21 protein-coding genes are annotated in these 23,850 nt (G+C 59.8%); 5 read left to right on the top strand and 16 right to left on the bottom strand.

The annotated features are described in order from the left end of the window. Positions 1-5: 5 nt before the first annotated feature. The 3 genes from ACIPL2_RS01780 to ACIPL2_RS01770 all read right to left on the bottom strand — a co-directional run bounded on the left by ACIPL2_RS01780 (position 6) and on the right by ACIPL2_RS01770 (position 3,084). Complete coding sequence (locus tag ACIPL2_RS01780) at positions 6-878, bottom strand: ABC transporter permease (protein WP_401352438.1); 873 nt, start codon at positions 876-878, stop codon at positions 6-8. Then, a complete protein-coding gene (locus tag ACIPL2_RS01775; RefSeq protein ID WP_401352435.1) occupies positions 865-1,938 on the bottom strand; it encodes an ABC transporter ATP-binding protein in 1,074 nt (357 codons plus the stop codon). The genes ACIPL2_RS01780 and ACIPL2_RS01775 overlap by 14 nt, the downstream gene beginning before the upstream one ends. 69 nt (positions 1,939-2,007) lie before the next feature. Next, the gene (locus tag ACIPL2_RS01770) at positions 2,008-3,084 is read right to left on the bottom strand and encodes an ABC transporter substrate-binding protein (RefSeq protein WP_401352433.1); all 1,077 of its coding nucleotides are present in this window, start codon (positions 3,082-3,084) and stop codon (positions 2,008-2,010) included. A 221-nt stretch (positions 3,085-3,305) separates the two neighbouring features. On the opposite strand from ACIPL2_RS01770, the gene ACIPL2_RS01765 reads away from it, so the two are divergent. Then, on the top strand, positions 3,306-4,202 hold the full coding sequence (locus ACIPL2_RS01765) for a LysR substrate-binding domain-containing protein (RefSeq protein ID WP_401352430.1): 897 nt from the start codon (positions 3,306-3,308) through the stop codon (positions 4,200-4,202). Positions 4,203-4,299: 97 nt separating this feature from the next. Here the strand turns inward: ACIPL2_RS01765 and ACIPL2_RS01760 are convergent, their stop codons facing one another. From ACIPL2_RS01760 to ACIPL2_RS01745, 4 genes are all read right to left on the bottom strand, one after another. Continuing rightward, the gene (locus tag ACIPL2_RS01760) at positions 4,300-5,391 is read right to left on the bottom strand and encodes a GlxA family transcriptional regulator (protein WP_401352427.1); all 1,092 of its coding nucleotides are present in this window, start codon (positions 5,389-5,391) and stop codon (positions 4,300-4,302) included. Between the two features lie 115 nt (positions 5,392-5,506). Further along, positions 5,507-6,913, bottom strand: coding sequence for a GABA permease (gabP, locus tag ACIPL2_RS01755; RefSeq protein WP_401352424.1), 1,407 nt, complete (start codon positions 6,911-6,913; stop codon positions 5,507-5,509). Positions 6,914-7,178: 265 nt separating this feature from the next. Beyond that, a complete protein-coding gene (locus tag ACIPL2_RS01750) occupies positions 7,179-8,528 on the bottom strand; it encodes an MFS transporter (protein ID WP_401352421.1) in 1,350 nt (449 codons plus the stop codon). Positions 8,529-8,711: 183 nt separating this feature from the next. Continuing rightward, a complete protein-coding gene (locus ACIPL2_RS01745; RefSeq protein WP_401352419.1) occupies positions 8,712-9,749 on the bottom strand; it encodes a LacI family DNA-binding transcriptional regulator in 1,038 nt (345 codons plus the stop codon). 281 nt (positions 9,750-10,030) lie between these two features. Here ACIPL2_RS01745 and ACIPL2_RS01740 point away from each other — a divergent pair, with 281 nt between their 5' ends. Together ACIPL2_RS01740 and ACIPL2_RS01735 are read left to right on the top strand one after the other, a co-directional pair. Next, on the top strand, positions 10,031-11,815 hold the full coding sequence (locus ACIPL2_RS01740) for an IlvD/Edd family dehydratase (protein ID WP_401352416.1): 1,785 nt from the start codon (positions 10,031-10,033) through the stop codon (positions 11,813-11,815). 106 nt (positions 11,816-11,921) lie between these two features. Then, positions 11,922-12,116: a hypothetical protein gene (locus ACIPL2_RS01735; RefSeq protein WP_401352414.1), complete on the top strand. Its 195-nt coding sequence runs from the start codon at positions 11,922-11,924 to the stop codon at positions 12,114-12,116. Here ACIPL2_RS01735 and ACIPL2_RS01730 read toward each other — a convergent pair. Then, positions 12,093-13,076 (bottom strand): AraC family transcriptional regulator, encoded by a 984-nt coding sequence (locus ACIPL2_RS01730; RefSeq protein WP_401352411.1) that lies wholly within the window; start codon positions 13,074-13,076, stop codon positions 12,093-12,095. The genes ACIPL2_RS01735 and ACIPL2_RS01730 overlap by 24 nt on opposite strands. A gap of 187 nt (positions 13,077-13,263) precedes the next feature. Here ACIPL2_RS01730 and ACIPL2_RS01725 point away from each other — a divergent pair, with 187 nt between their 5' ends. Further along, on the top strand, positions 13,264-14,217 hold the full coding sequence (locus tag ACIPL2_RS01725; protein ID WP_401353330.1) for a diiron oxygenase: 954 nt from the start codon (positions 13,264-13,266) through the stop codon (positions 14,215-14,217). A gap of 82 nt (positions 14,218-14,299) precedes the next feature. Beyond that, positions 14,300-14,719, top strand: a complete 420-nt coding sequence (locus tag ACIPL2_RS01720; protein ID WP_401352409.1) for an MAPEG family protein — start codon at positions 14,300-14,302, stop codon at positions 14,717-14,719. Between the two features lie 349 nt (positions 14,720-15,068). On the opposite strand, the gene ACIPL2_RS01715 is transcribed toward ACIPL2_RS01720, so the two are convergent. From ACIPL2_RS01715 to ACIPL2_RS01680, 8 genes are all read right to left on the bottom strand, one after another. Beyond that, positions 15,069-16,109, bottom strand: a complete 1,041-nt coding sequence (locus ACIPL2_RS01715) for a Rieske 2Fe-2S domain-containing protein (RefSeq protein WP_401352406.1) — start codon at positions 16,107-16,109, stop codon at positions 15,069-15,071. Positions 16,110-16,287: 178 nt separating this feature from the next. Beyond that, complete coding sequence (locus ACIPL2_RS01710; protein ID WP_401352404.1) at positions 16,288-17,664, bottom strand: DUF1329 domain-containing protein; 1,377 nt, start codon at positions 17,662-17,664, stop codon at positions 16,288-16,290. Positions 17,665-17,765: 101 nt separating this feature from the next. Further along, positions 17,766-18,968, bottom strand: a complete 1,203-nt coding sequence (locus ACIPL2_RS01705) for a helix-turn-helix transcriptional regulator (protein WP_401352401.1) — start codon at positions 18,966-18,968, stop codon at positions 17,766-17,768. Between the two features lie 74 nt (positions 18,969-19,042). Continuing rightward, on the bottom strand, positions 19,043-20,248 hold the full coding sequence (locus ACIPL2_RS01700) for an acetyl-CoA C-acyltransferase (RefSeq protein ID WP_401352398.1): 1,206 nt from the start codon (positions 20,246-20,248) through the stop codon (positions 19,043-19,045). Between the two features lie 7 nt (positions 20,249-20,255). Continuing rightward, the gene (locus ACIPL2_RS01695) at positions 20,256-20,726 is read right to left on the bottom strand and encodes a MaoC family dehydratase (protein ID WP_401352395.1); all 471 of its coding nucleotides are present in this window, start codon (positions 20,724-20,726) and stop codon (positions 20,256-20,258) included. A gap of 10 nt (positions 20,727-20,736) precedes the next feature. Further along, a complete protein-coding gene (locus ACIPL2_RS01690; protein WP_401352392.1) occupies positions 20,737-21,522 on the bottom strand; it encodes an SDR family oxidoreductase in 786 nt (261 codons plus the stop codon). 236 nt (positions 21,523-21,758) lie between these two features. Next, positions 21,759-22,637, bottom strand: a complete 879-nt coding sequence (locus ACIPL2_RS01685) for an SDR family oxidoreductase (protein WP_401352389.1) — start codon at positions 22,635-22,637, stop codon at positions 21,759-21,761. A 59-nt stretch (positions 22,638-22,696) separates the two neighbouring features. Next, positions 22,697-23,848 carry an acetyl-CoA C-acetyltransferase gene (locus tag ACIPL2_RS01680; RefSeq protein ID WP_401352386.1) on the bottom strand — a complete coding sequence of 384 codons (1,152 nt, stop codon included), beginning with the start codon at positions 23,846-23,848 and terminating at the stop codon, positions 22,697-22,699. Between the last annotated feature and the right edge of the window lie 2 nt (positions 23,849-23,850).

Below are 23,850 nucleotides of genomic sequence, written 5' to 3'. Positions count from 1 at the left end.
GCGGGTTACTCGAAGACTTGCTTGAAGCGACGCTCGGCCAGCTTGCTGCAACCCAGAATGATGATCAGGTTGGCAACCAGCAGGAGCATGGCGATGGCGGCGCCGAGCGGCCAGTTGAGGGTGCCGAGGAATTCGTCGTAGGCTGCCGTCGCCACCACTTTCAGACGTCGACCGCCAATGATCGCGGGGGTCGCGAAGGCTGACGCCGCCAGGGCGAAGACAATGATCGAGCCGGAGAGAATGCCGGGCATGATCTGCGGCAGGATGATGCGGCGGAACACCGTCAGACGCGACGCGCCGAGGGACAGGCCGGCCCATTCCACCTGCAGGTCCAGGCGCTGCAAAGTGGCCCACACGGCAATCACCATGAACGGCACCAGCACGTGGGTCAGCGCGATGATCACCCCGAACTGGGTGAACAACATCTTCACCGGTTGATCGGTAATCCCCAGCGCCTGCAAGGCATCGTTGATCAGGCCGTTGTTACCCAACAGGATCGCCCAACCGAGCGTGCGCACCACCACCGAGATCAGCAACGGCCCCAGCACCACCAGCAAAAACAACGAACGCCAGCGCGGCGCCATGCGCGCAATGATGATGGTTTCCGGGACGCCGAGTAGCACGCAGAGGACCGTCACCGCCAGTGCCATGCCGCCGGTGCGCAAAAAGATTTCGTGGAAATAACCGTCTTTGAACACCTCCAGATAATTGCCGAGGCTGTAGACCGGCAACACGCCTTCGGTGTCGCTGAACAAATTGAGCGACAACACGGCGGTCAACAGCAGCGGCACCAGCAACAGCGCAACGAACACCAGGAGTGCCGGCCCGCTCAGCAACCACGGCGCCGTGCCGACGTGTTCGGCGTCATACCTGGCCATGGGCGACCTCCCGATCCAGCAGACGCAGGTCGTCATCCGACCAGTCCAACCCGACTTCAGCGTTTTCATCCGGCGGTGGCGAACCCAGGTTGGGCTGGGTCATGTGCACCACACCAAAGCTGCTTTCCACCGCGATCAACCACAGGTTGCCGAGGAACACGCGCAAGCGGATGCGTCCGTTCAAACGCCCCCTGCCCGCCTCCGTCAGACGGATTTTTTCCGGGCGGATGTAGACATTGACGTCGTTGCCCAGCGAGCGATCCTCGTGAGGCACGTGCAACAGCGTGTCCTTGACCTGCACATTGCAGCAGCGAGCATTGCGGGTTTGCACCGCGCCCGCGAAGGCATTGGTCTTGCCCAGGAACGCCGAGGCAAACGGTGAATGCGGACGCTCGTACGCTTCGTAGGGTGTGTCGATCTGCACGATCCGGCCTTTTTGCATTACCGCGATACGGTCGCTCATGGTCATGGCCTCGACCTGATCGTGGGTCACCAGAATCGTGGTGATGCCCAGGTCGCGCTGAATCGCCCGCAACTCGATGTGCATCTCTTCGCGCAGTTTGGCGTCGAGGTTGGACATCGGTTCGTCGAGCAGCAACAGGTTGGGCCGAATGGCCAGGGCCCTGGCTATCGCGACCCGTTGCCGTTGCCCGCCTGACAGCGCCTTGGGGTAACGCTCGCCGAGGCCGCCGAGGCGTACCAGGTCCAGGGCTTCATCGATGCGCTTGCTGCGTTCGGCTTTGGCTACGCCGCGCATTTCCAGGCCGAAACTGATGTTCTGCGCCACGCTCATGTGCGGGAACAGCGCGTAGCTTTGAAAGACGATGCCCAGGCCCCGCTGCTCGGGACGCACATGGGTGATGTCGCGGCCATCGAGGACGATCCGCCCTTCGGTGGGCTGGACGAAGCCGGCAATGGATTGCAGGGTGGTGGTCTTGCCGCATCCGGAAGGCCCGAGCAAGGCGATGAATTCGCCGTGCCGGACTTCCAGGTTCAATCCGTCGATGGCCCTGAAACTGCCATACGTCTTGACGATGCCTTCGAGTGTGAGAAATGCCATTGGCTTGCCACGCAGGCGCGGGCCTGCGTCTCCAGAATGATTTCAGGAAGGATCGGAACCCCTGAGCGGCTAGCGTTCGACCGTGCGATTCCAGCGCGTCGTCCACTCGCTACGCTGCTGGTTGATCGTGTCCCAATCGACCTTGATCAACGCACTGACCTTCTCCGGGCCATAGGGCATGCGCGCGGCAATGTCCGGCTCAAGCGTGACGGTCTGGTTGACCGGCGCGAAGCCGTTTTGCCGGGCCTGGATTGTCTGCACCTCGGGTGACAACACGTACTGAATGAATTGCTGCGACAGCTCCGGCTGCGCATTGGGCGTGATGCCACAAGCGGCGATCTGCAAGGCAATCGCGCCTTCTTTGGGGTAGATGAATTTGAGCGGGAAACCGGTCTCCTGCAGCGCCACCGCGCGACCGCTGCCATACACCGCCATGACCACGTCGCCGTTTTGCATCATCCCGTCCATTTCACCGGGGGCCGAGACCCAGGCCAGGACGTTCGGGCCGATTTCATCCTTGAGCGCCTTGAAGCCGGGGTTGATGTCCTTCTCACCGCCGCCGCGCAGACGGGCCATTTCCACCAGGGTGTGCAAGCCGTAGGTGTTGGTCACCGGTGGCATGCCCAGCAGTTGCTTGTAGCGGGGATCGGTGAGGTTTTCCCAGGAGTCGGGCGGTGCCCAGCCACGCTTCTTGAACGCCTCTTCGTTGTAACCGATGCCCGTGGCGACCATACCGACAGCGGTGGCTTCAGGGCTGATGCGCGCCAGCGGATAGAGGTCTTTGTAGACCGGGGCGTCGCTGAGTTTTTCGCACAGGCCCAATTGCAGCGCCTGGTACATCGGCCCGTCATCCATCATCGCCACGTTGATCTGCTGACGCCCCTTTTGAGCCTGGAGTTTGGCCAGGGTTTCGGTGGAGTTGCCGGCGACGTAGACCACTTTGACGTTGTGCTGTTTCTCGAACGCGGGGATGACTTTGGTCTTGTACATCTGCTCGGTGGAACCGCCGACACCGGCGACATACAGCGTCGGCTCGGCGAACGCGGCGCCGCTGCCCAGCCCGACAAGGGTGACAGCGACAGCCGTGGCAATGCGGGTCAAAGGGCGAAACGGCGGTGTTGCTAAGGTCGAGTTATGGCTATTCACAGACTATCTCCGAAGTGCGTGGGGCAGATCGAACAATGCGTCAGTCGCTTCGGCGTCAATCGAAGCCATGCACCGCAGTGCATGTCCCGGCGAATACATCACGGGATGGCGCATCTTCATGTGCGCTATGGGTTGCTGGTTTGAAGTATTGCGAGGCACTATCTATATGGTCAAATCACAATATCCGGGTTAGTTATTCATATTTGATATGGATGGTCGGCATGAATCTCAGGCAGATAGAAGCGTTCCGCAGCGTCATGCGATTGGGCTCGATGACTGCGGCGGCGGAAGTGCTGTACACCTCGCAGCCCAATGTCAGCCGGCTGATTGCACAGCTGGAATTGAGCACCGGCTTGACCCTGTTCAAACGCGCGGGCGTGCGGCTGATCCCGACCCAGGAAGGCCAGGCGTTCTTTCATGAAGTGGAACGTGCTTATGTCGGCCTCGACAGCCTCAAGCATTCGGCGAAGAACATCCGCAATCTGGGCACAGGACGTTTGCGTGTGGCCGCCGTCCCGTCGACCGGCATGAGCGTGCTGCCCGGGGTCATCAAGACCTTCACCGACTCACGCCCGGAACTGACGGTGTCGTTGCACGTGAACTCCTCGCCGACGGTGGAGCAATGGGTGAAATCGCAGTTCTGCGACATCGGCATCGTGGTTCATCCCGGCGACGTCAACAGTCAGCAGGTCGAGTTGCTCGCCGAGATCGCAGCCGTTTGCGTGTTGCCCCGCTCACATGCGCTGGCGGAACGATCGCAGATCACCTTCGAAGACCTCGAAGGGCAAGCGTTCGTTTCGCTCTGTCACGGGGATGGCATACGCTCACTGGTGGACGGCTTATTCGAGCAGGCCGGCGTCGAGCGGGTGATGGCGGTGGAAGCGCAATACAGCGCGATCAACTGCGAGATAGTCGCGCTCGGCATGGGCGTCACCCTCGCCCATCCGCTGGTGGCCAAGGATTATCGGCATCGGGATATCGTGATCAGACCGTTCAGGCCCGACATCCTCTTTCCCACCTACGTGATCTGGCCGACCGCCCAAACGAGGACGCAACTGGCCGTGGAATTCGTCGATACGCTGAAGGCGTACTATCGAGACGCGGTGGACGCCGTTTAGCGAATAGGCGCAGCCTCGCTTGATTCGCGAGCGTCTTCGAGTAAGCCGACCCAGATCATTGCGCCTTAAGCCCACCGGCCCTAATGACCCGGATCGCTCAGGATTTCACGATTTTGACACTGGCGAATGTCGACTCATCACGTGCCTGATCCAGCAAGCTCATCGGCCGTGTCGATGGCAATGCCTGCGCCATCGGCGTTACTGTCACTTGCCGTAGGGTTTGCGTCACCAAGCGCTCGTCGCTGGGAGGAATGCCAAAACACTCGCGATAGCACTTTGAAAAATGCGGTGTCGACACAAAGCCACACACCACCGACAACTCTACGATGGAGATCGGTGTTTGCTTGAGCAACTGACGCGCGCGGATAAGGCGCAGTTTGAGGTAATACCTCGAAGGCGAGGACTGTAAATACTTCTGAAACAACCGCTCGAGCTGTCGGCGGGACAAGCCGACATAATGTGCCAGCTCGTCCAGTTCGATAGGCTCTTCCAGATTGGCCTCCATCAGCGCGACGATTTCCTGCAACTTCGGTTGATGGGTACCGAGCATGTGCTTGAGGGGGACTCGCTGGTGATCCTGTTCGTTGCGGATGCGCTCGTAGACAAACATTTCGGAGATGGCCGCTGCCAGTTCATGACCATGATCGCGACTGATCAGGTGCAGCATCATGTCCATGGGGGCGGTTCCACCAGAGCAGGTGAAGCGGTCACGGTCGAGGGTGAACAGACTGGAGCTGAGGTTCACGCGCGGAAAAGCTTCCTGCATGGCCGCCAGAAATTCCCAGTGCACACTGCAGTCGAAACCGTCCAGCAACCCCGCCTGGGCCAACGCCCAGCTACCGGTGCACACACCCCCGATGCGTTTCGAGCGCCGCGCCTGGGATCGCAACCAGGTCACGTGCTCCCGAGTCACCGCGCCTTGAATGCCAATGCCGCCGCAGACGATCACCGTATCAAGCATCGGTGTGTTATGCGTCGACGAATCCGGCGTGATCGGCATGCCGTCGCTTGCCCATACCCGCTCGCCCCCCAGGCTGAAGGTGTGCCAGCGGTACAGTTCTTGGCCCGTCAACTGATTGGCCATTCGTAGAGGCTCAACCGCAGACGCCAGCGAGATCAACGTGAATTGGTCCAGCAGCAAAAAGCCAATGGTTTGGGGATGTGCGGGCTTGGAGGTGTCGTATGCCATCGAAGTTACTCTCGCAGCGAACGGTAAGGACCCGTGGCGCAGACGGTGTTAACCGCCCCGCCGCTACTCGCGCACTGATCAGAGCGCAAGCAGGTTTTTGCGCGGAATATGACGACTACGCACGTTGCGCCGACACCGCCCTCTGCGGTCGCCCATGGTGACGCGTGGTCACAAGGCCGATGAAAGAAATCACCAACGCCAGGCCGATGGTTGAAGAGACCTCCAGACGGTGCTCTGGCGTCACCATCATCACCGCCAACGCTGCGCAGATGAAGGCGATGACCAACCAGGTCAGCCATGGAAACAACCACATCTTGAAGGTCAGCGTGACATTCTGCCGATGCAGAATCTTGCGCATGCGCAATTGCGACACGGCGATCACCAGGTACACCAGCAACGCAATGGCCCCGGAACTGGCGAGCAGAAACTGGAACAGTCCGGCAGGCATGAAGTAGCTGAACAAGGTCACACCGGCACCCAGTACGGTGCTGGCAATCACCGCTGCCCTCGGCACGCCCGCCGACGACGTCACCTTCAGTGGCTTCGGCGCATCACCGCGCTTGCCCAGCGAGAACAACATGCGCGAGGAAATATAGATCGACGAGTTCATGCAGCTGGCCACGGCAATCAACACCACTACGTCCACCAGAAACTTGGCATGGGGAATGTTCATCAGTTCCAGTGCCCGCTGATAAGAGCCTACAGACGCCAGCAACGGATCGTTCCAGGGCACCACGGAAATGACCACGAAAATCGACAACAAGTAAAACACGCCGATGCGCCAGATCACTGAGCGTGTGGCTTTGGCGATGTTCTGCGCGGGGTTGCTGGATTCGGCGGCTGCAATGGTCACCGCTTCTGTCCCGATGAAGCTGAACATGATGGTGATGAACGCGCCTACGACCGCTGACAAACCATTAGGGGCAAAGCCACCATGCTCCTCCATGAGTCGACTCAATCCGCTGGCTTCTCGCTCGGGAATCCAACCCATCAGCACCGCAAAACCAAGGCCGATAAAGCCGATGATCGCCACGACCTTGGCCATCGCAAACCAGAATTCGAACTCGCCATATTTGGACACGCTGAACAGGTTGGTCACGACCAACAGGACAATGGATGACAAGGCAAACAGCCAGGTGTCGATCTGGGGAAACCATTGATTCAAGACATGCCCGGCGGCGAGCGCTTCGATCGGTATGACCAACACCCAAAACCACCAGTAGAGCCAGCCGATGGTGAAGCCGGCCCAACGCCCGATCGCCTGGTCGGCATAGGTCGAAAAGGAACCGGTGTCCGGGTTGGCCACGGCCATTTCGCCCAGCATGCGCATGACCAATACGACCAACAGGCCGGAGCATAAGTAAGCCAGCAATACCGCTGGACCGGCAGCCGCGATGGCATGGCCGGAGCCAACAAATAAACCCGCGCCAATAATCCCCGCGATAGAAAGCATTGTGACGTGACGCGGCTTGAAACCCTGCGCCAGCTGACCGTTCGAATCTTTGGAGTTCAGGCTATCCATTGTTTTTTTTGTTCTCTGGTGATCGACGTTAGAGCTGCTGACTGAGGGTCAGGCGATCATCATTCCATCCTGTTGCCTCTTATCGAAAGCGGCGAACCTCAGCGCTTCTGAGCATTCCCCAGCAGGCTTCACAACGGCTCACTGTCAGGGAATGACGCGCCACCTTACGCGTCTCACCCGTAACGAAAGTAGCCTGAGCGCGCCACCTTCACGTCTGATCTCGACATTCACCCGTGCATAGGGGCTTTGCCTATTAGTCGACAGGTTATGCCTTGTCTGTTGAAAGCATCGTCTTCGGGATCAGCAGAATCAGCACGCAGCTAACGAGCAAGCAACCACCGAGGACATAGGTGCCGTTGTTCATGTCGCCTGTCAGTGTCTCTGCCGTGGCCGTAATCATCGAACCGGTAAATCCCGAGAGATTGCCAATTGCGTTGATCATGCCAATACCCGCCGCTGCTGCCACACCGGACAATACCGTGCCTGGCAATGTCCAGAAAATCGGCATCAGGCTCAGCAAACCTGAGGCGGATACGCTGAGGAAGAAAATAGACACCGGCAGGTTATGGGCAAAAATCGCGCTACAAATCAACCCGACCCCACCGATGAAAGCGGGAATAGCCGCATGCAGTCGACGCTCGCCGGTTTTGTTGGAATGCCAGGCGTTGAGGGTCATGGCCACAATGGCGGTGGCGTATGGGATGGCCGTCAGCAAACCGATATGCAGGGTATTGGAAACGCCCGTGGCCTTGATGATCGTCGGCATCCAGAATGCCAGACCGTAAAAACCGGTGTTGAAGGTCAGCAGGATCAACACCAACAACCACACTCGCCCATTGAAGATCACCTCTCGAAGGCTCGATGCCTTTTTCGTGTTTTCCCGGTTGAGGTTGTTTTTGAGCATGTTCTTTTCTGCGGTGGACAGCCATTTGGCCTTGTCGATGTTATCGACCAGCAACGTCACCACCACCACGGCCATGATCAACGACGGGATGCCTTCGATGATCAGCATCCACTGCCATCCGGCCATGCCCTTCACACCTTGCATAGCGCCCATCAACCAACCCGACAGAATCCCGCCGAGCGTCAGGCTGATCGGCATGGCCATCAGAAAGCCCGCCATGACCCGGCTCTGACGGTGGGTGGGAAACCAGTAGTTGAGGTAGAGAATCACGCCAGGGAAAAACCCGGCTTCGCAGATCCCCAGCAGGAAGCGCAGCACGTAGAACATGGTCTCCGATTCAATGTGGAGGAGCCTTGCCAGCGGCACGGTAAACGCCACTGCAATGGAGACAATGCTCCAGGAGACCATGATGCGAGCGATCCAGAGGCGCGCGCCGAAGCGATGGAGGAACAGGTTGCTAGGCACTTCGAACAGGAAATAGCCCCAGAAGAAAATGCTCGCACCGAGCGCGTAGACGGTGTTGCTAAATTGCAGATCGTTGAGCATATCCAGCTTGGCAAAGCCGATATTGACCCGATCCAGGTACGCGGCCATGTAGCAAAACAGCAGGATCGGCAGAATACGCAGGATGACCTTTCGGTAGGTACGATCCTCGAAGGTAAGCTCCGCCGAGCCCTCTCCTTCGAGAGGACGCTGAGATACTGATTCCATGTGTTGACCTCAAGGCATGTTGTCATGCCGATTGTTTTTGTTTTGGCTTGCGACCTGAGTTCCTCGGACTGACCTGGGGCAATCCGCAAGGATAAAAGGCCTCTGCAAGTTGCGTGTTACCGGTAACATTTTTAATTTAGCAATTAGCTTCAGAGCAAAGCAAGCAGGCTCGATTAAAAACTTTCAGGTGCTTTCACGCGCCAGGATTTTGAATTCGACGACGTCACGCTCACGAGGACGTGGCAGTCCAAGCCGCTGCGCAGCGGCACTGGCGACCAGCAATTGGCCTGCACGGCGGCCTATTCCATAAGGATCGACTGAGACGGTGGTAATGGTCGGAGTGCAATACCGTGATACTTCGAAATCACCGAAGCCTGCGATCGCAACGTCCCCGGGTACACGTCGACCCTGTCGATGGCACTCCATGATTGCGCCGAACGCCGACAGGTCACTCACGCACATCACCGCTTCCGTATCCGGCCACTTTTCCAGCAGCCGCTTCACGGACTCTCCGCCATGACTCATCGTGATGGGTGATTCGCCATACTCCATCACCCTGGGCTCCCCTGCCCCCAACGCTGCGAATGCCTGAAGGTAACCCTGCTGGCGTTGCTGCCCCCGGTGGTCGAGAACCGACGCGCCACCGATGTAGCCAATTCGCCGATAGCCTTGCTGATGCAGGTGCTCGTACAACGCGGCAGCGGCCGATACGTTACAAAACCCAACGGATTGCTCAATAGGGTCCGTTGGAATATCCCAGGTCTCAACAACCGGAACTTGCGCCTGGCGCAGGAGCTTACGGGTTTCGTCCAAATGCGCGCTGCCTGTCAGCATCACGCCTACTGGCCGATGGCGCAGCAAGGTGCGTACCAGCAATGCCTCCTGCTCCAGGTGGTAATCCGTGTCACCCAATAGCAGACACAAGCCATGTTCGCTCACGGCATCATTCAGGCCGCGCACGGTGTCGGCAAAGTTCGAACTCGCCAATGACGGCACCAGCGCCACGATAAACTCCGAGCGTCCGGTCGACAGGGTTCCAGCAGAGGCATCAGGCAGATACCCAAGGGTTTCAATCGCCGCGAGGACAAGTTTTTGCGTGCGTTCTGAAACATCGCGACCGGCCAAGACCCGGGAAACCGTCATCTTCGAAACGCCTGCCAGTTTGGCGACGTCGGCCATACGCGGCGGCGTGGTGATCCTGCCTAAATCCTCGTGACTCATGGACGTCCTGTTTTCCTGAAAAAATGACCGTGCGGACCATCAAAACACCGCAGCCGATACTGATGGTTGCTGATTATACATGCGCGCAATCAGGCATACCTCTGCTCCTTTCAGGGCGGCTTTACCGCCATTCGAATACGATCCTGGGCCTTTACAAAATAATTGTTACCGGTAACATCTGATCAAGGAATGTCGCCAGATGCGCTGCAGTTGTTCTTCTGTCGAGTCATTTGCCGTTGTTCAAATTCCCGTTGATACCCCTCTAACAAGAGATAAAACCGATGCCTGAAAACACTCCTCTGCCCCTGCGAAGTCAACAATGGTTTGACGATCCAAGCCATGCGGACATGACCGCGCTCTACGTAGAACGCTTCATGAACTACGGCATGACGCGTGAGGAGTTGCAATCCGGCCGCCCGATCATCGGTATCGCGCAAACCGGGAGCGACCTCGCCCCGTGCAACCGTCATCACCTCGAACTGTCGCAGCGCACCAAAGCGGGCATTCGCGATGCAGGGGGCATTCCCATGGAGTTCCCCGTGCACCCGATGGCCGAACAGACCCGGCGTCCCACTGCCGCGCTGGATCGCAACCTGGCTTACCTGGGGCTGGTGGAAATTCTTCACGGATACCCGCTGGATGGTGTGGTGCTGACCACCGGCTGCGACAAAACCACCCCCGCCTGCCTGATGGCGGCGGCGACGGTGGATATTCCGGCCATCGTACTGTCGGGTGGGCCGATGCTGGATGGACACCACAAGGGCAAGTTGATTGGCTCCGGCACGGTGCTGTGGCATGCGCGTAACTTGCTCGCCAGCGGTGAGATCGATTACGAAGGGTTCATGGAGATGACCACGGCGGCCTCGCCTTCGATTGGTCACTGCAACACCATGGGCACCGCGCTGTCGATGAACGCGCTTGCCGAAGCGCTGGGCATGTCCCTGCCCGGCTGCGCGAGCATTCCGGCCGCCTATCGTGAACGCGGTCAGATGGCCTATGCCACTGGCAAGCGCATCGTCGACATGGTTCGCCAGGATATTCGCCCATCGCAAATCATGACCCGCGAAGCCTTTGAGAATGCCATTGCCGTGGCGTCGGCTCTGGGCGCCTCGACCAATTGCCCGCCACATCTCATCGCTATCGCGCGACACACCGGAATCGATTTGAGTCTGGAAGACTGGCAACGCATCGGTGAAGACGTGCCGCTGCTGGTTAACTGCATGCCAGCGGGCAAATACCTCGGTGAAGGATTTCACCGCGCGGGCGGTGTGCCGGCCGTCATGCACGAACTGCAGAAAGCCGGGCGACTGCATCAAAACTGCAACACAGTCTCGGGCAAGACCATTGGCGAGATCGTTGGCACTGCGGCTGCCAGCGATACCGATGTGATCCACGCGTATGAAGACCCTTTGATTCAGCGAGCCGGGTTCATCGTGTTAAGCGGTAATTTCTTCGACAGCGCCATCATGAAAATGTCTGTGGTGGGCGAAGCGTTCCGCAAAACCTATCTGTCAGAACCCGGCGCGGAAAACAGTTTCGAGGCCAGGGCCATCGTTTTCGAAGGCCCTGAGGACTATCAGGCCCGCATCAATGACCCCGCGCTGGACATCGACGAGCGCTGCATTCTGGTCATTCGGGGCTGCGGTACCGTGGGTTACCCGGGCAGTGCCGAGGTGGTCAATATGGCGCCCCCCGCAGCGCTGATCAAACGCGGCATCGATTCCCTTCCCTGCCTGGGTGATGGGCGTCAAAGCGGTACTTCGGCCAGTCCGTCGATTCTCAACATGTCCCCTGAAGCCGCCGTTGGCGGTGGAATTGGATTGCTGGAGACCAACGATCGTCTTCGCGTCGATCTCAATGCTCGCCGAGTCGATCTGCTGGTGGATGAAAGCGAAATGGCACGTCGTCAGGCGGCGTTCAAACCCTCCATTCCGGCGTCGCAAACCCCCTGGCAGGAACTCTATCGCCAGCAGGTCGGCCAGCTCTCCACCGGCGGTTGCCTGGAGCCCGCGACCTTGCACCTGCGAGTCATCGCGCGCAGTGGCGATCCACGCCATTCCCACTGATGGGTTGTTTTTGAACAATCCACATCATCCTGCGATGGGTTTACGCCGCCGGAGACCGCCCAACGAACGAAAAACAGGAGGCTTGCGCGCCAAACAGGCGCAACTTTTGAAAGACGTTATTTCGTTGGGCGTGGTGGGTGGACGTTTCCAGGTCGATGACTTGAACATCGCGGTGTCAGCCGTGCGAACCATGCTCAATGGAACGGTGCTGGGACCACTCGGCAATGAGTTGAGCACGGAGGCACTGATCAAGGGCGTTCAACGGAGGGTGCTTCGCTCATTGGTCACTGACCGGGACTGACGCTGGGCCCGATTGTCTACGCCAAGTGCCGGGGGATGTGCCGAACTGGCGCTTGAAGGCGCGACTGAACGCCGCTTCGGATTCATAGCCAACTGCAAAGCCGATTTGCGCCACATTACCGCGACCTTCGCGCAGGTGTTGAGCCGCCACATGCATACGCCAGAGCGTCAGGTATTGCATCGGTGGCTGTCCAACCACTGTCGTGAATCGCTCCGCAAACACTGAGCGCGACATGCCCACTTCGAGCGCCAGCGCTTCTGCCGTCCAGCCCTCGGTTGGACGAGCATGGAGCAGCGCCAGTGCCCGCCCGATAGGCGGATCTCGCAAACCCGCCAGCCACCCGCGCTGCTCAGTGGGGAGGTTCGCGACATACTGGCTGACGGCTTCGACGAACAGCAATTCGGACAGCTTGGCGATGACCGTTGTCGAGCCGACGCGCCCCGCCGCGATCTCACTGACAGCGAAACGGAATGAGCTTTCAATCCAGGCTCCCGAGGCCGTCGCGCGCATATCTAACTTCAATAAGGATGGCAGCGACGAAAGCAACGGACTGAACGGTGTTTCAGAGCCGAGGAATCCGCACAATAACTGGGTGGCCTCGCCGCCCCCGCCGTACTTGATTCGTGAGATGCCGCCGACTTCCGGCGGCTGAATGACTTCGCGCGCCAACATGGGCGCAACGCTTAGATCGCTGCCAAACGTATGAACGTCATTGCGAGGCAGCAGGATGAGTTCGCCTGCCCGTACGTCGAGGGTGGCGCCGTCGTCGATGCGCAACTGCATGTGCCCCGCTGCGACAAAATGCGACGCAATGATATGCCTGGGTGCCGCCAGGAACGGTTTGCAATCGTCTGCCGAGATTCTTCCGCTGACGCACCAGGGCGCGGTGAACTCCGCCTCGAGGAAGACCCCTCCAGACAGCCGAATCACACGCAAGACATCAGAAAGCGCATCCAACAATGGCCAGCCCTCCTTTCCGGAGTCCCGAGCATGTAATCAGGCGCACTGGTCATTCAACGCCTGAACGGCGAGGCCTAGATTAGCACCAACGTGGACTCAGTGATCGAGACCTTCACCGATGCTCATTGACTCCCGCGTTAGCCGCCATTGGCCCATTCCTACTCGACCACGGAAGCCGGAGATCACTATGAACAGCGCCGCTACCCTCCCCAGCCCGGATTCGGGCAACGTCGCCCGTTATGCTCAAATCGTCAGATCATCGAAGAAAGCAGAATGGCAGATCGATCGCGATTTGCTACAGGACCGTCGCTTCGACTTCTCGCGAAAATTCTTGCCCGACGGACTGTCGCGCATCGACCGCCTGACCTTTCTCGCCCCGGACGACGCGCGCCTGCTGAGCCAGATTCAGGGCCGAACCTATGCGTATCTCTTTGGCCTGGTCGAGCGTTTTATCAGTGCCAAAATGCTCGATCAAGGTCGGGCCCATGTGTTTGACGATCAGCTCGCACTCGAAGCGTTGGTGCGATTTTCCAACGACGAGATCAAGCATCAGGAGCTGTTCCGACGCATCGAAACGATGATGGGTGCTCAATTGCCCGCGGGATATCAGCAAGTCGCCGATCCCAACGAAGTGGCGCGCGCAGTGCTGGCGTCCAGCACCTGGTCGGTACTGGCGCTGACCTGCCACATCGAGCTGTTTGTTCAGACGCACTACGTGCAAAGCATCGCCCCGCACGAGGAGCTGTGCCCACTGTTCAAGGATGTCTTCAAATTTCACTGGAAGGATGAAAGCCGGCACGTCGTACTCGATGAACTGGAATGGAAGGCGGAGCACGCGAAACGCTCGCCAGCCGAGCGTGACCAGGCCGTGAACGATCTGATTGCGCTGGTGGCGGCCGTCGACGCCCTCCTGCAGGCACAATCAGCATCCGATGCAGACTACTTCATTCGCAATGCTTCACGGTCGTTCAGTGTCGATGAGACAGCGCAAATCAAGGCCTGCGTGCTGAGCGCCTACCGCTGGCAATACATTATCTCGGGTGTGCAGCATCCACATTTTGGCCGGCTGCTGACGCGCATGACAACGCCCGCACAGATGTCCAGGATTCAGACCGCACTGGCACCCATCATGAGCAATTGATCGGTAGGGGGCGACCGACCGCGCGTCGGTCGTACTACGGCGAGATAACGTGCTGGAAATGCTTGATTTGAGGATGGCGGCCATGACCATTCCGATGTGGATGCTGCTTGGATTTTCAACCTGGACATTACTGTTGTTGATGGCCACCGTCGGGGTGTATCGCTGGGTCAGAATCCTGTTTTCGAATGTGCCGATTGCTTCTTTCCGAAGCGATCGGCTCGAAGGCGAGGATTGGTACCGGCGCGGGACAAGAGCACACGCCAACTGTGTGGAAAATCTGCCGGTTTTTGGCGTCATCGTGTTCGTGATTACCGCCCTTGGTATCGACGGCCCTGCAGTGAACTACTTGTCCATAATCATCCTGATCGCTCGCGTGTGCCAGTCCCTGGTCCACGTAGCCCATGTGCAAACCGATGCGTTCGTGGCGGTTCGATTCGCGTTTTTTTTCGTACAGTTGGTTTGTTTTCTCGCACTCATGGTGATAGCCGCTTTAGCGCGGTAGTGGCGAGTAAGAGGACACCAGCCCGGCTACAAACCGAATGGGCTCGCCAGAACATCCCTAGCGGAAACCCAGCCAATTCGAACCAGCCGAACTCATCGTGAGACAGCTCGCGTAACGCTTGCACGCCTTGACGCTGGCCGATTCCGGCGGCACCGAAACCTGTACGACCAACACCAGAAGAGTCAGTACTAACAAAGGAAAGGTATAGGCATTTTTTATTTTCATTGTGCATTCCCTCATTGCCTTCAAACGGACCTGAATCATGACCATGGCTCAAGGGCGGCAGTGCCCCTGGGGATGCCGCCTTCGAGAGACATCGCTTGCTTCTCGAAGGCGGCCTGCTCCTCTATCAGCGCTCGTCGACCGTAATGAATTCGCGACGCTGCGCCATGGAAGCAGGCACGTCATCCTCATTGGTGAAGAACTGCTCATACCACTCACGCAACTGATAAACCGGGCCGTCGGTTTCTGCCAGCACCGGCTTGTCGATACGGATTTTGTGCTTCCAGATCACCACGTCCTGGTAGAACGAATCGCGGTTGCCTTGGACATAGGCCCTGGCGACTTCCTGGTTCTGCTCCTCGGTCCAGCCAGGAACCCGCTTGACCATGCACCCAAAGCGCAGGTCGAAACTGTTTGGCGTCACCGGCACGTGGCTGTTGAGCAAAATGGCGTGGATCCGCGCATCGCCGAACATCGAGCTGATATGCGTGAAGTGAGTGGCTGGCCCGTAGTAGGCCGATGGCGCGATCAAGTCGCCGCCCAAGCGCTCGGAGTCGCCATGGAAAATCTGATGGCCGATATGCCCTTCGAAAATGTTGGCGAAATACTTGGTCGGCGTGCCGTGCACCGGCCCGAAGTGCTGGGCGTCCACCAGGTTATCGACCAACTCCCGTGGGTTGGTCTCAATCAGCATGGTGTCGATGTTCCAGTCATGAATCCAGTCGGGATCATCCATCTCGGGTAAGTGCGGAATGACCACGCCTTCTTTTGGCGGACGGCCTTCGGGGTTGTTCCAGACGAACAGCAGGTTGTTTTCCTCGCAGGTCAGCCAGCTGCGCGTCTTGGCCTTGGGTGGAATGCGCTTGCAGTAAGGGATCTCCACGCATTTGCCGCCGGTGTCGTATTTCCAGTGGTGGAATGGGCACACCAGTTTGTCATTCTCGACGGTACCCTGAGACAGATCGGCGCCCATGTGCGGGCAGTAGGCATCCAGAATGCTGATGGCGCCCTGGCTATCGGCAAATGCCACCAGGCGGGTGCCAAAGATTTCCAGAGTATGGGGCTTGCCATCACGGTAATCGTTTACATTGCCCAGGCAGTGCCAGCCGCGTGCGTAACGGTGGGTACGCTGGGCATTCTCTATGTTGATTTCAGCAAGTTTCGTCATTGTTCTTGTTCCTCGAATGCTGACTTCGGGGCAGCCAATGCCCCCAAGAAATACAGGGTGATCCCATGCCGGACATCATTGTGTAGTCGCAGACGCAGTTCATCGTTCAGTCGGACTAGATCAAATGGGAGTGTTTCTCAAAGGGCGCCCCCGACACAGCGGGCACCCTGTTTCATGCTTACTGACCGAAGCGGCGAGCCGCTTCCGGGCCGAAGTCCCGGGGACTGAAACCGGGTTTGTTCAGCAGATAGCCGTTGCGCTGTTCGTTGATCAGGTTGAACGCCAGGTAACTGCCGGCATTAAGGTCGTAGTACACACCTACGCCCGCCTGCTGGGCCTGGCTTTCGTAGGCGTAGAAGTAGTTGACCATCGAGGTGCGCCACAGCTCGCCACGGTTGTCGTAGTTGTCGGCGAGCATCGGGAACCAGGTGTCCTCGTCGATGTACAACTTGCGTTTGCCATACAGATGGCGATAGCCAGGCTTGAGATTGCCTTCCAGCTCCCAGACCCTGTGGCGCTCATAACGCATGGCATCGGGATTGATATGACCGGGAGTCAACAGGTTGGCGTATTTGAGTTTGGCGTCGTGCAGGCGATAGGTGTTGTAAGGAATGTACATCTCACGCTTGCCGACGATCTTCCAGTCGTAGCGCTGGCCGGAACCGTTGAACAGGCGCACTTCGTCCACGGTGATCGAGCCGCCGCTGCCCGGAAACGACATGTCGAAACCATAGCCTGGTGACTGCCGCACACGCCGGGTGCCCGGATCGTAACGCCAGGCCTGGCGCGGTTCGGTCTTGTCGTTCCAGAACTCGGTGCCGGTATTGATCTCACCCTTGTCCCGTTGCGGCAGTAGCGTTTCATTGAGATAGAACGACGAATTGCCGGTGGTATCGCCAATCTTGCCTGGCTCCAGCGCTGGCGCCAGGTTGCGCGAGTGCACGCGGCCCCAGTTGATGTTGCCGTCCTTGAGCACATAGGCGTTGTCGGAAATGTACTCCTCGGTCCAGGCCCGGATGGTAAAAGCCGAGGCGTTTTTCAACAGTTCCAGGCCGCTGCGCGGCACGGGAAATGGTGTGCCCCCCGTCTTGCCGACCACCCCTTCACCGTCATCCACCAGACGCGCCGTGTTGGCGTTCTCCCGAGTAGCCTGGCAGACCGAGTCGTTGACGCGAAAATCCCTGTGCGAGGGATAGACCGGCATTTTGTAGGTGGCCGGGTACAGCTTGAACAAGGCTTTTTGGCCGTCGGACAGGGAGTCGCTGTATTGCGCGATGTTCTGCGCGGTAATCACGAACAGCGGTTTTTCGTCCGGGTACGGATCCACCGGGTGGTTGCCCGTGCCCTTGAAATCAACATGGGGCGGTACACCTATCCACTTGCCGCTGAACGCTGGAATGCTGCCGTCGGCATTGCCAGCCTTTTCCGCGCCCAGGCAGGTCAAGTCTTTGCCAAGGCGCAGGATGTCCTCCGGTGCGGCACTTACCATGTCGCTGGCACAGCATCCCAATAACAACGTAAAGGCCCACCTAGGGGACTGTTTACTGCCGGTCATTTTTATTCTCCATGGGTTCGACAACGGTTGCCCAGTATCGACAGGCAAGGAAACCGACAGCATCGTCCGCACGGACTAACGCATTTTTCCCGGGTTCCCAGTCACCTCCGCGACCCGGCCGGCAGCGGTGAGCCCAGCGCTACCACGCTATTGAGCATGATCCGCACCAGCTCGGTCTGGCGCCGCACGCCCGTCTTGGAAAATATCGAACGCAGGTGCGCGCGCGCGGTATTGCGCCGGATGTTCAAAATTTCCGAGGCTTCCTCAAGCGACAAGCCGTTGGCCAATTCCAGGGCCAGCGCCGTTTCCGCCGGGGTCAGGTTGTACAGCTGCGACGTCACCACCGTGCTCACCAGCGACTTGCTCACCGCGTCGCGCACATACACCACCACCGTGGGTTTACCGTTGCCTTCGAGCAATTCACGAGATGGAATCAACTCCACCACGACGCCCAGGCTGACTTGCCCTGAAGGCCGCGAAATCGACGTCGCCTCGGCCACTTGCACGCCTTTACCGGCGCCTTGCCTGGCACGCTGGAAGGCATTGCGCACCAGCCGCGCCAATTCCCGATTGTCACTGGGATAGGTGGCCTCAAGACGACCGCCAACCACTTTGAGGCCGTCCTGACTGTCGAGGATTTGCCGAGCCACAGGGTTGAGTTGCACCACGCAGCCGTTTTCATCGAGCACGAAGGTCGCCACCGCGAGGCGGCTGATCGTCTGCGAATACAGGCTGCCGAGCGACTCACTGCGGTCGAGCAGAGAATACAGGTGCAAGGCCCGGCGCAAATGGGGCAACAACATGGCGCACATGGCCCGCTCGGTGCCACTGAAAGGTGGATGACCCTGTGGTCGATTGATCCGAAAACGCACGGTCCCGCCATCCGGCATGCGTATATCGGCACCCAGCATGTGATAACAATCGTAGGGTTGGCAGTACAGCAGGTAAAACGCCGAGCGGGTCCATTCGGCATCGCTCATCAGCTCATCGATGGTGAACACGGTGTCGGTGGGCAAACCGTCGAACAGGGTGGATTTGGCGTAGTAAGCGTAATGGTTGATGCCGCCCTGCCCCAGCTCGACATCACCGGCAACCACCATCGGGGACAACAGCGGCTCATCCTGGACCCGCAGAATCAAGGTCACGAAATTAGCCTTGAACAGCGCGCGTATTTCGCGCAACGAATCGCTCAAGGACGCGGTGTTCATCGCTGAATTGTAGATGTCGCCTATGATCCGTTCGTACTCGGCCAACTCCAGGCCCATTTGCGCCAGGACCTGTGCATTGGGCATACAACTTTGCATATCCATTCCCCAGCAGCGAGCCCGACCTGCGGGCCCCATGGATTTAATCAGTGTGCGACAGCACCCCGCTCGCTTTACGGCAGCTCGAACAGGCCGGCGGCGCCCATGCCGCCGCCGATGCACATGGCAATCACCACATACCGCACACCGCGCCGCCGGCCCTCGAGCAAGGCGTGGCCGACCATCCGCGCACCGGACATTCCAAATGGATGACCGATGGCAATCGCACCACCGTTGACGTTCAGGCGCTCCGGCGGAATCTGCAACGCATCACGGCAATGCAGCACCTGGCAGGCAAAGGCCTCGTTGATCTCCCACAGACCGATATCCGCCACGCCCAGGCCAAAGCGCTTGAGCAACTTGGGAATGGCGATGACCGGGCCGATGCCCATTTCTTCCGGGGCGCAACCGCCCACGGCGATCCCCCGATAGATCCCCAGCGGTGTCAGGCCACGACGCTTGGCCTCGGCACGACTCATCAGCAGGCTGGCAGACGCTCCGTCAGAGAACTGCGAGGCGTTGCCGGCGGTGACGAACTCGCCTTGCTCGATCCACTTGCCGTCCTTCCACACCGGTTTTAATCCCGCCAGGTCTTCCAGGCGCGTAGTGGGCCGGTTGCACTCGTCACGCACGACGTCCACCCGTTCATGCCCGTTGGGCTGGCCATCGGCGAACAGCAGCTTGTCCACGCTCAGGCTGACAATCTCCTCGTCGAACAGGCCGTCCCGTTGCGCGGCAGCGGTGCGCAGCTGGCTCTGCAGCGAGTACTCGTCCTGAGCGGCGCGGCTGATGCCGTAGCGGCGGGACACGATCTCGGCGGTTTCAATCATCGGGATGTAAGCGCTGGGCATGACGTGCAGCACGGCTGCGGATTGCGCGCGGTAGCTGTTCTTGTGCTGGGTCTGGGTCAGCGACAAGGACTCCACGCCGCCGCCGATGGCAATGCTCATCTCACCGGTCATGATGCCTTTGGCCGCCACACCGATGCTCATCAGGCCCGACGCGCACATCCGATCCAGGGCCATGCCCGGCACGCTGTCAGGCAAACCACCGGTATAGGCGCACAGACGGCCGATGTTGTAGCCCTGGGTGCCTTGCTGCACCGCCGCGCCCATGATCACATCCTCGACATCGGCCGGCTCGATGCCGGCGCGCTCGACCACCGCGCGCACCACATGGCCGCCCAGCACCGGGGCTTCGGTATCGTTGAACGATCCACGAAACGATTTGGCCAGCGCAGTACGGGCAGTGGCGACGATAACGACTTCATTCAGGTCCATGGGGCACTCACTTGGAAATGGGGGTGAAGGTGTAGCGGCTGATGGTGTCGATCACGCAGCCAGGGCGCGCCTGGCCCTCGACTTCCATGGTCATGCGCACCACCAGTTGCACGGCGTCGCCCAGTGGCTCGGCGCGGATAATCTGGCCGCTGCCGCGCACCCGCGAATCGACCTTGACCGGCGCCGGAAAGCGCACCCGGTCGCTGCCGTAATTGACCCCCATCGCCATGTTTTCGAGGGTCAACAACTGCGGCATGAACAGATTCGCCAGGGATTGGGTCAGGTAGCCGTGTGCAATGCACACGCCGAACGGGCCACTGGCGGCGCGCACCGGGTCGACATGAATCCACTGGTGATCGTCCGTGGCTTCGGCGAACAGGTTGATGCGTTGCTGGCTGATGGTCAGCCATTCGGTGTGGCCAAGGTCCAGGCCTTCGGCCGCGAGCAATGCCTCGGCACTGCTGAAAACGTGGCTCATGTATGACTCCTCAGGCTTGTTGCGAACTGACGGACAGCACTTCGCCGACCATGTAGGAGGCGTAGTCGCTGGCCAGGAACATCATCACGTTGGCCACTTCCCAGACCTCGGCGGCGCGGCCGAACGCCTCGCGCCCGGCCAGGCTGGCAAGCAGCTCTTCGCTGGAGGCTTTCTTGAGAAAATCGTGCAGGGCAATCGATGGCGACACCGCGTTGATGCGCACCCCAAATTCGGCGGCTTCCAGGGCACTGCAGCGAGTCAGCGCCATCACTCCGGCCTTGGCGGCGGCGTAGTGGGCCTGCTCTTTCTGCGCCCGCCATCCCAGCACCGAAGCGTTATTGACGATGGCCCCGGCGCCGCGGCGCTGCATGTGCGGCAACATCGCCCGGGTCATGCGGAAGGTGCCGGTCAGGGTCACGTCGAGGACTCGCAACCACTCTTCGTCGCTCATATCCACCACGCGTTTCTGGCCACCCAGGCCCGCGTTGTTGATCAACACGTCGACCCCGCCCAGCGCTTCTTCGGCTGTAGCCACCAAGGCCTGGACCTCATCTTCGACGGTGACATTGCACAGTTGGCCAAAAATCGCCTGCAGGCCGGTTTCGGCTTTCAGGCGCTCCACCGCCTCTTCCAGGCGGCGCGGATGGACGTCGGAAATCATCAACGCCCGACAACCCTCCTCGGCACTGCGCCGGGCCGCGGAATAACCGATACCGGCACCTGCGGCAGCGGTAATCAACACCGACTTGCCGGCCAGCAGTTGGTGACCGGGAACATAAGGGGGGGCTTGTTTCACAGCGTCTACCTCCGAAGAAATCAATACGCTGCAGTTGTACGGAGTGGGCTGGGCCGGCGCATCGTCAAAATGGGGTATGGCGGCGATACGCGGCGATGTTTGATGGGTTGGTAAAAATCAAAAGATCGCAGCCTTCGGCGGTTCCTACAGGGATTGTTGTCCGTCCACGATATTCGTGGCGTACCCGATCAATGTAGGAGCTGCCGCAGGCTGCGATCTTTTGATCTTATGGCCCTTCAGCTTCCCCAGACTCTCTGCGCCTTCGGTGCTTCGGCGAGGATCGCGTCGACGGCCGCGCCGATCTCTTCCACCTGCCACAACGCGCCTTTGTCGCGGGTAACACCCGTGCGCCAACCATCGCCGAGGGAGATCCGCCCACCCTGGCTTTCGAACACCTGGCCAGTGACGTGAGCCGAAGACGGGCTACCCAACCACACCACCAGCGGCGCGACGTTTTCGGCGGCCCAGGCGTCGAAGCTGCCGTCCTCAGGCTTTTTCACTACATCCGGCATGGCGCTCTCGGTCATCGAGGTGCGCGCGGCGGGGGCCAGCGCGTTGGCGGTGACGCCGTAGCGAGCCAGCTCCGCTGCTTGCACCAGTGTGAGCGCCGCGATACCGCCCTTGGCCGCCGAATAATTCGACTGCCCCACCGAGCCTTGCAGGCCGGCGCCTGAGCTGGTGTTGATGATTCGCGCGTCGACCGGCGTGCCGGCCTTGGCCAAGTCGCGCCAGCGGCGACCCAGGATGTTGGCCAGGCAGTAATGGCCCTTGAGGTGGACGCGCATGACCATGTCCCAGTCTTCCTCACTGAGACTGATGAACATACGGTCACGCAAGATCCCGGCGTTGTTGATCAGTACATGCACTTCACCGAACGCCGCCAACGCTGCGTCGACAATGCGCTGTGCGGTGGCCAGGGTCGTGATGTCGTCGCTGTTGGCTATCACCTGACCACCGTTGGCGCGGATCTCCCCCGCCACATCCTCTGCGGCCTCGGCGCGAATATCGTTGACCACCACATTGGCCCCTTGCGCGGCGAACGCCAGTGCGTAGGCGCGACCGAGGCCGCCGCCGGCCCCGGTGATAATCACGGTGCGGTCTGCACACATCGTCATGTTTGACTCCTTAATAGATGGGGAGGCCGCAAGCCCGAAGCGGCGGCCTCGCATAAAAACTACAGACGCTCGATGATCGTTACGTTGGCCTGACCGCCGCCTTCGCACATGGTTTGCAGGCCGTAGCGACCACCGCTGCACTCCAGTTCGTTGAGCAGCGTGGTCATCAGTCGTGCGCCGGTTGCACCGAGCGGATGACCCAGGGCAATCGCACCGCCGTTGACGTTGGTGCGCGCCGGGTCGTAATCCAGCTCCTTGGCCCACGCCATGACCACCGAGGCGAAGGCTTCGTTGATCTCGACCCGGTCAATGTCGCCCATGCTCAGGCCACTCTTGGCCAGTGCCCTACGCGTGGCGGCAATGGGTGCGGTCAGGTGCCAGATGGGATCGTCACCCAGCACCGTCAGGTGATGGATCCGCGCCCGAGGCGTCAGGTCATAACGTTTGAGCGCCGCCTCCGACACCACCAACAGCGCCGCCGAGGCATCACAGGTCTGACTGGACACGGCCGCGGTGATCGACGGGAATTGCGGGTCCACCGGCTGCAATTCGGCCATCTTCGCCAGGCTGCTGTGGCGCGGGGTTTCATCCACCGCCAGGCCCTGGCAGGTGACGATTTCCCGGGCGAACCGCCCGCTGGCGATAGCCGCCAAGGCGCGTTCGTGGCTTTGCAGGGCAAACGCTTCCATGTGCTCGCGGCTGATCTGCCAGTGATCGGCAATCCGTTGCGCGGCGTAGAACTGGTTGACCGGTTGCTGGCCAAACCGCGCGCGCCAGCCGACGCTGCCCGAGAACGGATCGGCAAACCCCAACGGCTGACCGGCCAGCATCGCCGAGGAAATCGGGATCTGGGTCATGGTCTGCACCCCGCCCACCGCGACCACGTCCTGGGTGCCGCTCATCACCGCTTGCGCGGCGAAGTGCAGCGCCTGTTGCGACGAGCCGCACTGACGATCCACTGTGGTGCCCGGCACCGTCAGCGGCAAACCGGCCGCCAGCCAACTGGTGCGGGCGATGTCGCCGGCCTGGGAGCCAATGGTGTCGACGCAACCGAAAATCACGTCGTCGTAGTCCTCGGCAGGGATGACGTTGCGCTCCACCAGCGCCTTGAGCACATGGGCGCCCAGGTCGATCGCGTGGATCTCGCTCAATGAACCTTTGCGCTTGCCGGTGGGGCTGCGCAGTGCATCAACAATGTAGGCTTGTGCCATGA

It is taken from the genome of Pseudomonas sp. NPDC086251 (assembly GCF_044746405.1).
GTDB lineage: Bacteria > Pseudomonadota > Gammaproteobacteria > Pseudomonadales > Pseudomonadaceae > Aquipseudomonas.
Note: the sequence above shows the minus strand (reverse complement) of the source record. Positions and strands in the feature narration are given on the sequence as shown.

What these genes read in the sequence shown, in the direction of transcription:
- ACIPL2_RS01780 (WP_401352438.1), bottom strand. Translation starts at nt 878, where the DNA reads ATGGCCAGGTATGACGCCGAACACGTCGGCACGGCGCCGTGGTTGCTG.
- ACIPL2_RS01775 (WP_401352435.1), bottom strand. Translation starts at nt 1,938, where the DNA reads ATGGCATTTCTCACACTCGAAGGCATCGTCAAGACGTATGGCAGTTTC.
- ACIPL2_RS01765 (WP_401352430.1), top strand. Translation starts at nt 3,306, where the DNA reads ATGAATCTCAGGCAGATAGAAGCGTTCCGCAGCGTCATGCGATTGGGC.
- ACIPL2_RS01760 (WP_401352427.1), bottom strand. Translation starts at nt 5,391, where the DNA reads ATGGCATACGACACCTCCAAGCCCGCACATCCCCAAACCATTGGCTTT.
- gabP (WP_401352424.1), bottom strand. Translation starts at nt 6,913, where the DNA reads ATGGATAGCCTGAACTCCAAAGATTCGAACGGTCAGCTGGCGCAGGGT.
- ACIPL2_RS01750 (WP_401352421.1), bottom strand. Translation starts at nt 8,528, where the DNA reads ATGGAATCAGTATCTCAGCGTCCTCTCGAAGGAGAGGGCTCGGCGGAG.
- ACIPL2_RS01745 (WP_401352419.1), bottom strand. Translation starts at nt 9,749, where the DNA reads ATGAGTCACGAGGATTTAGGCAGGATCACCACGCCGCCGCGTATGGCC.
- ACIPL2_RS01740 (WP_401352416.1), top strand. Translation starts at nt 10,031, where the DNA reads ATGCCTGAAAACACTCCTCTGCCCCTGCGAAGTCAACAATGGTTTGAC.
- ACIPL2_RS01725 (WP_401353330.1), top strand. Translation starts at nt 13,264, where the DNA reads ATGAACAGCGCCGCTACCCTCCCCAGCCCGGATTCGGGCAACGTCGCC.
- ACIPL2_RS01720 (WP_401352409.1), top strand. Translation starts at nt 14,300, where the DNA reads ATGACCATTCCGATGTGGATGCTGCTTGGATTTTCAACCTGGACATTA.
- ACIPL2_RS01715 (WP_401352406.1), bottom strand. Translation starts at nt 16,109, where the DNA reads ATGACGAAACTTGCTGAAATCAACATAGAGAATGCCCAGCGTACCCAC.
- ACIPL2_RS01710 (WP_401352404.1), bottom strand. Translation starts at nt 17,664, where the DNA reads ATGACCGGCAGTAAACAGTCCCCTAGGTGGGCCTTTACGTTGTTATTG.
- ACIPL2_RS01705 (WP_401352401.1), bottom strand. Translation starts at nt 18,968, where the DNA reads ATGCAAAGTTGTATGCCCAATGCACAGGTCCTGGCGCAAATGGGCCTG.
- ACIPL2_RS01700 (WP_401352398.1), bottom strand. Translation starts at nt 20,248, where the DNA reads ATGGACCTGAATGAAGTCGTTATCGTCGCCACTGCCCGTACTGCGCTG.
- ACIPL2_RS01695 (WP_401352395.1), bottom strand. Translation starts at nt 20,726, where the DNA reads ATGAGCCACGTTTTCAGCAGTGCCGAGGCATTGCTCGCGGCCGAAGGC.
- ACIPL2_RS01685 (WP_401352389.1), bottom strand. Translation starts at nt 22,637, where the DNA reads ATGACGATGTGTGCAGACCGCACCGTGATTATCACCGGGGCCGGCGGC.
- ACIPL2_RS01680 (WP_401352386.1), bottom strand. Translation starts at nt 23,848, where the DNA reads ATGGCACAAGCCTACATTGTTGATGCACTGCGCAGCCCCACCGGCAAG.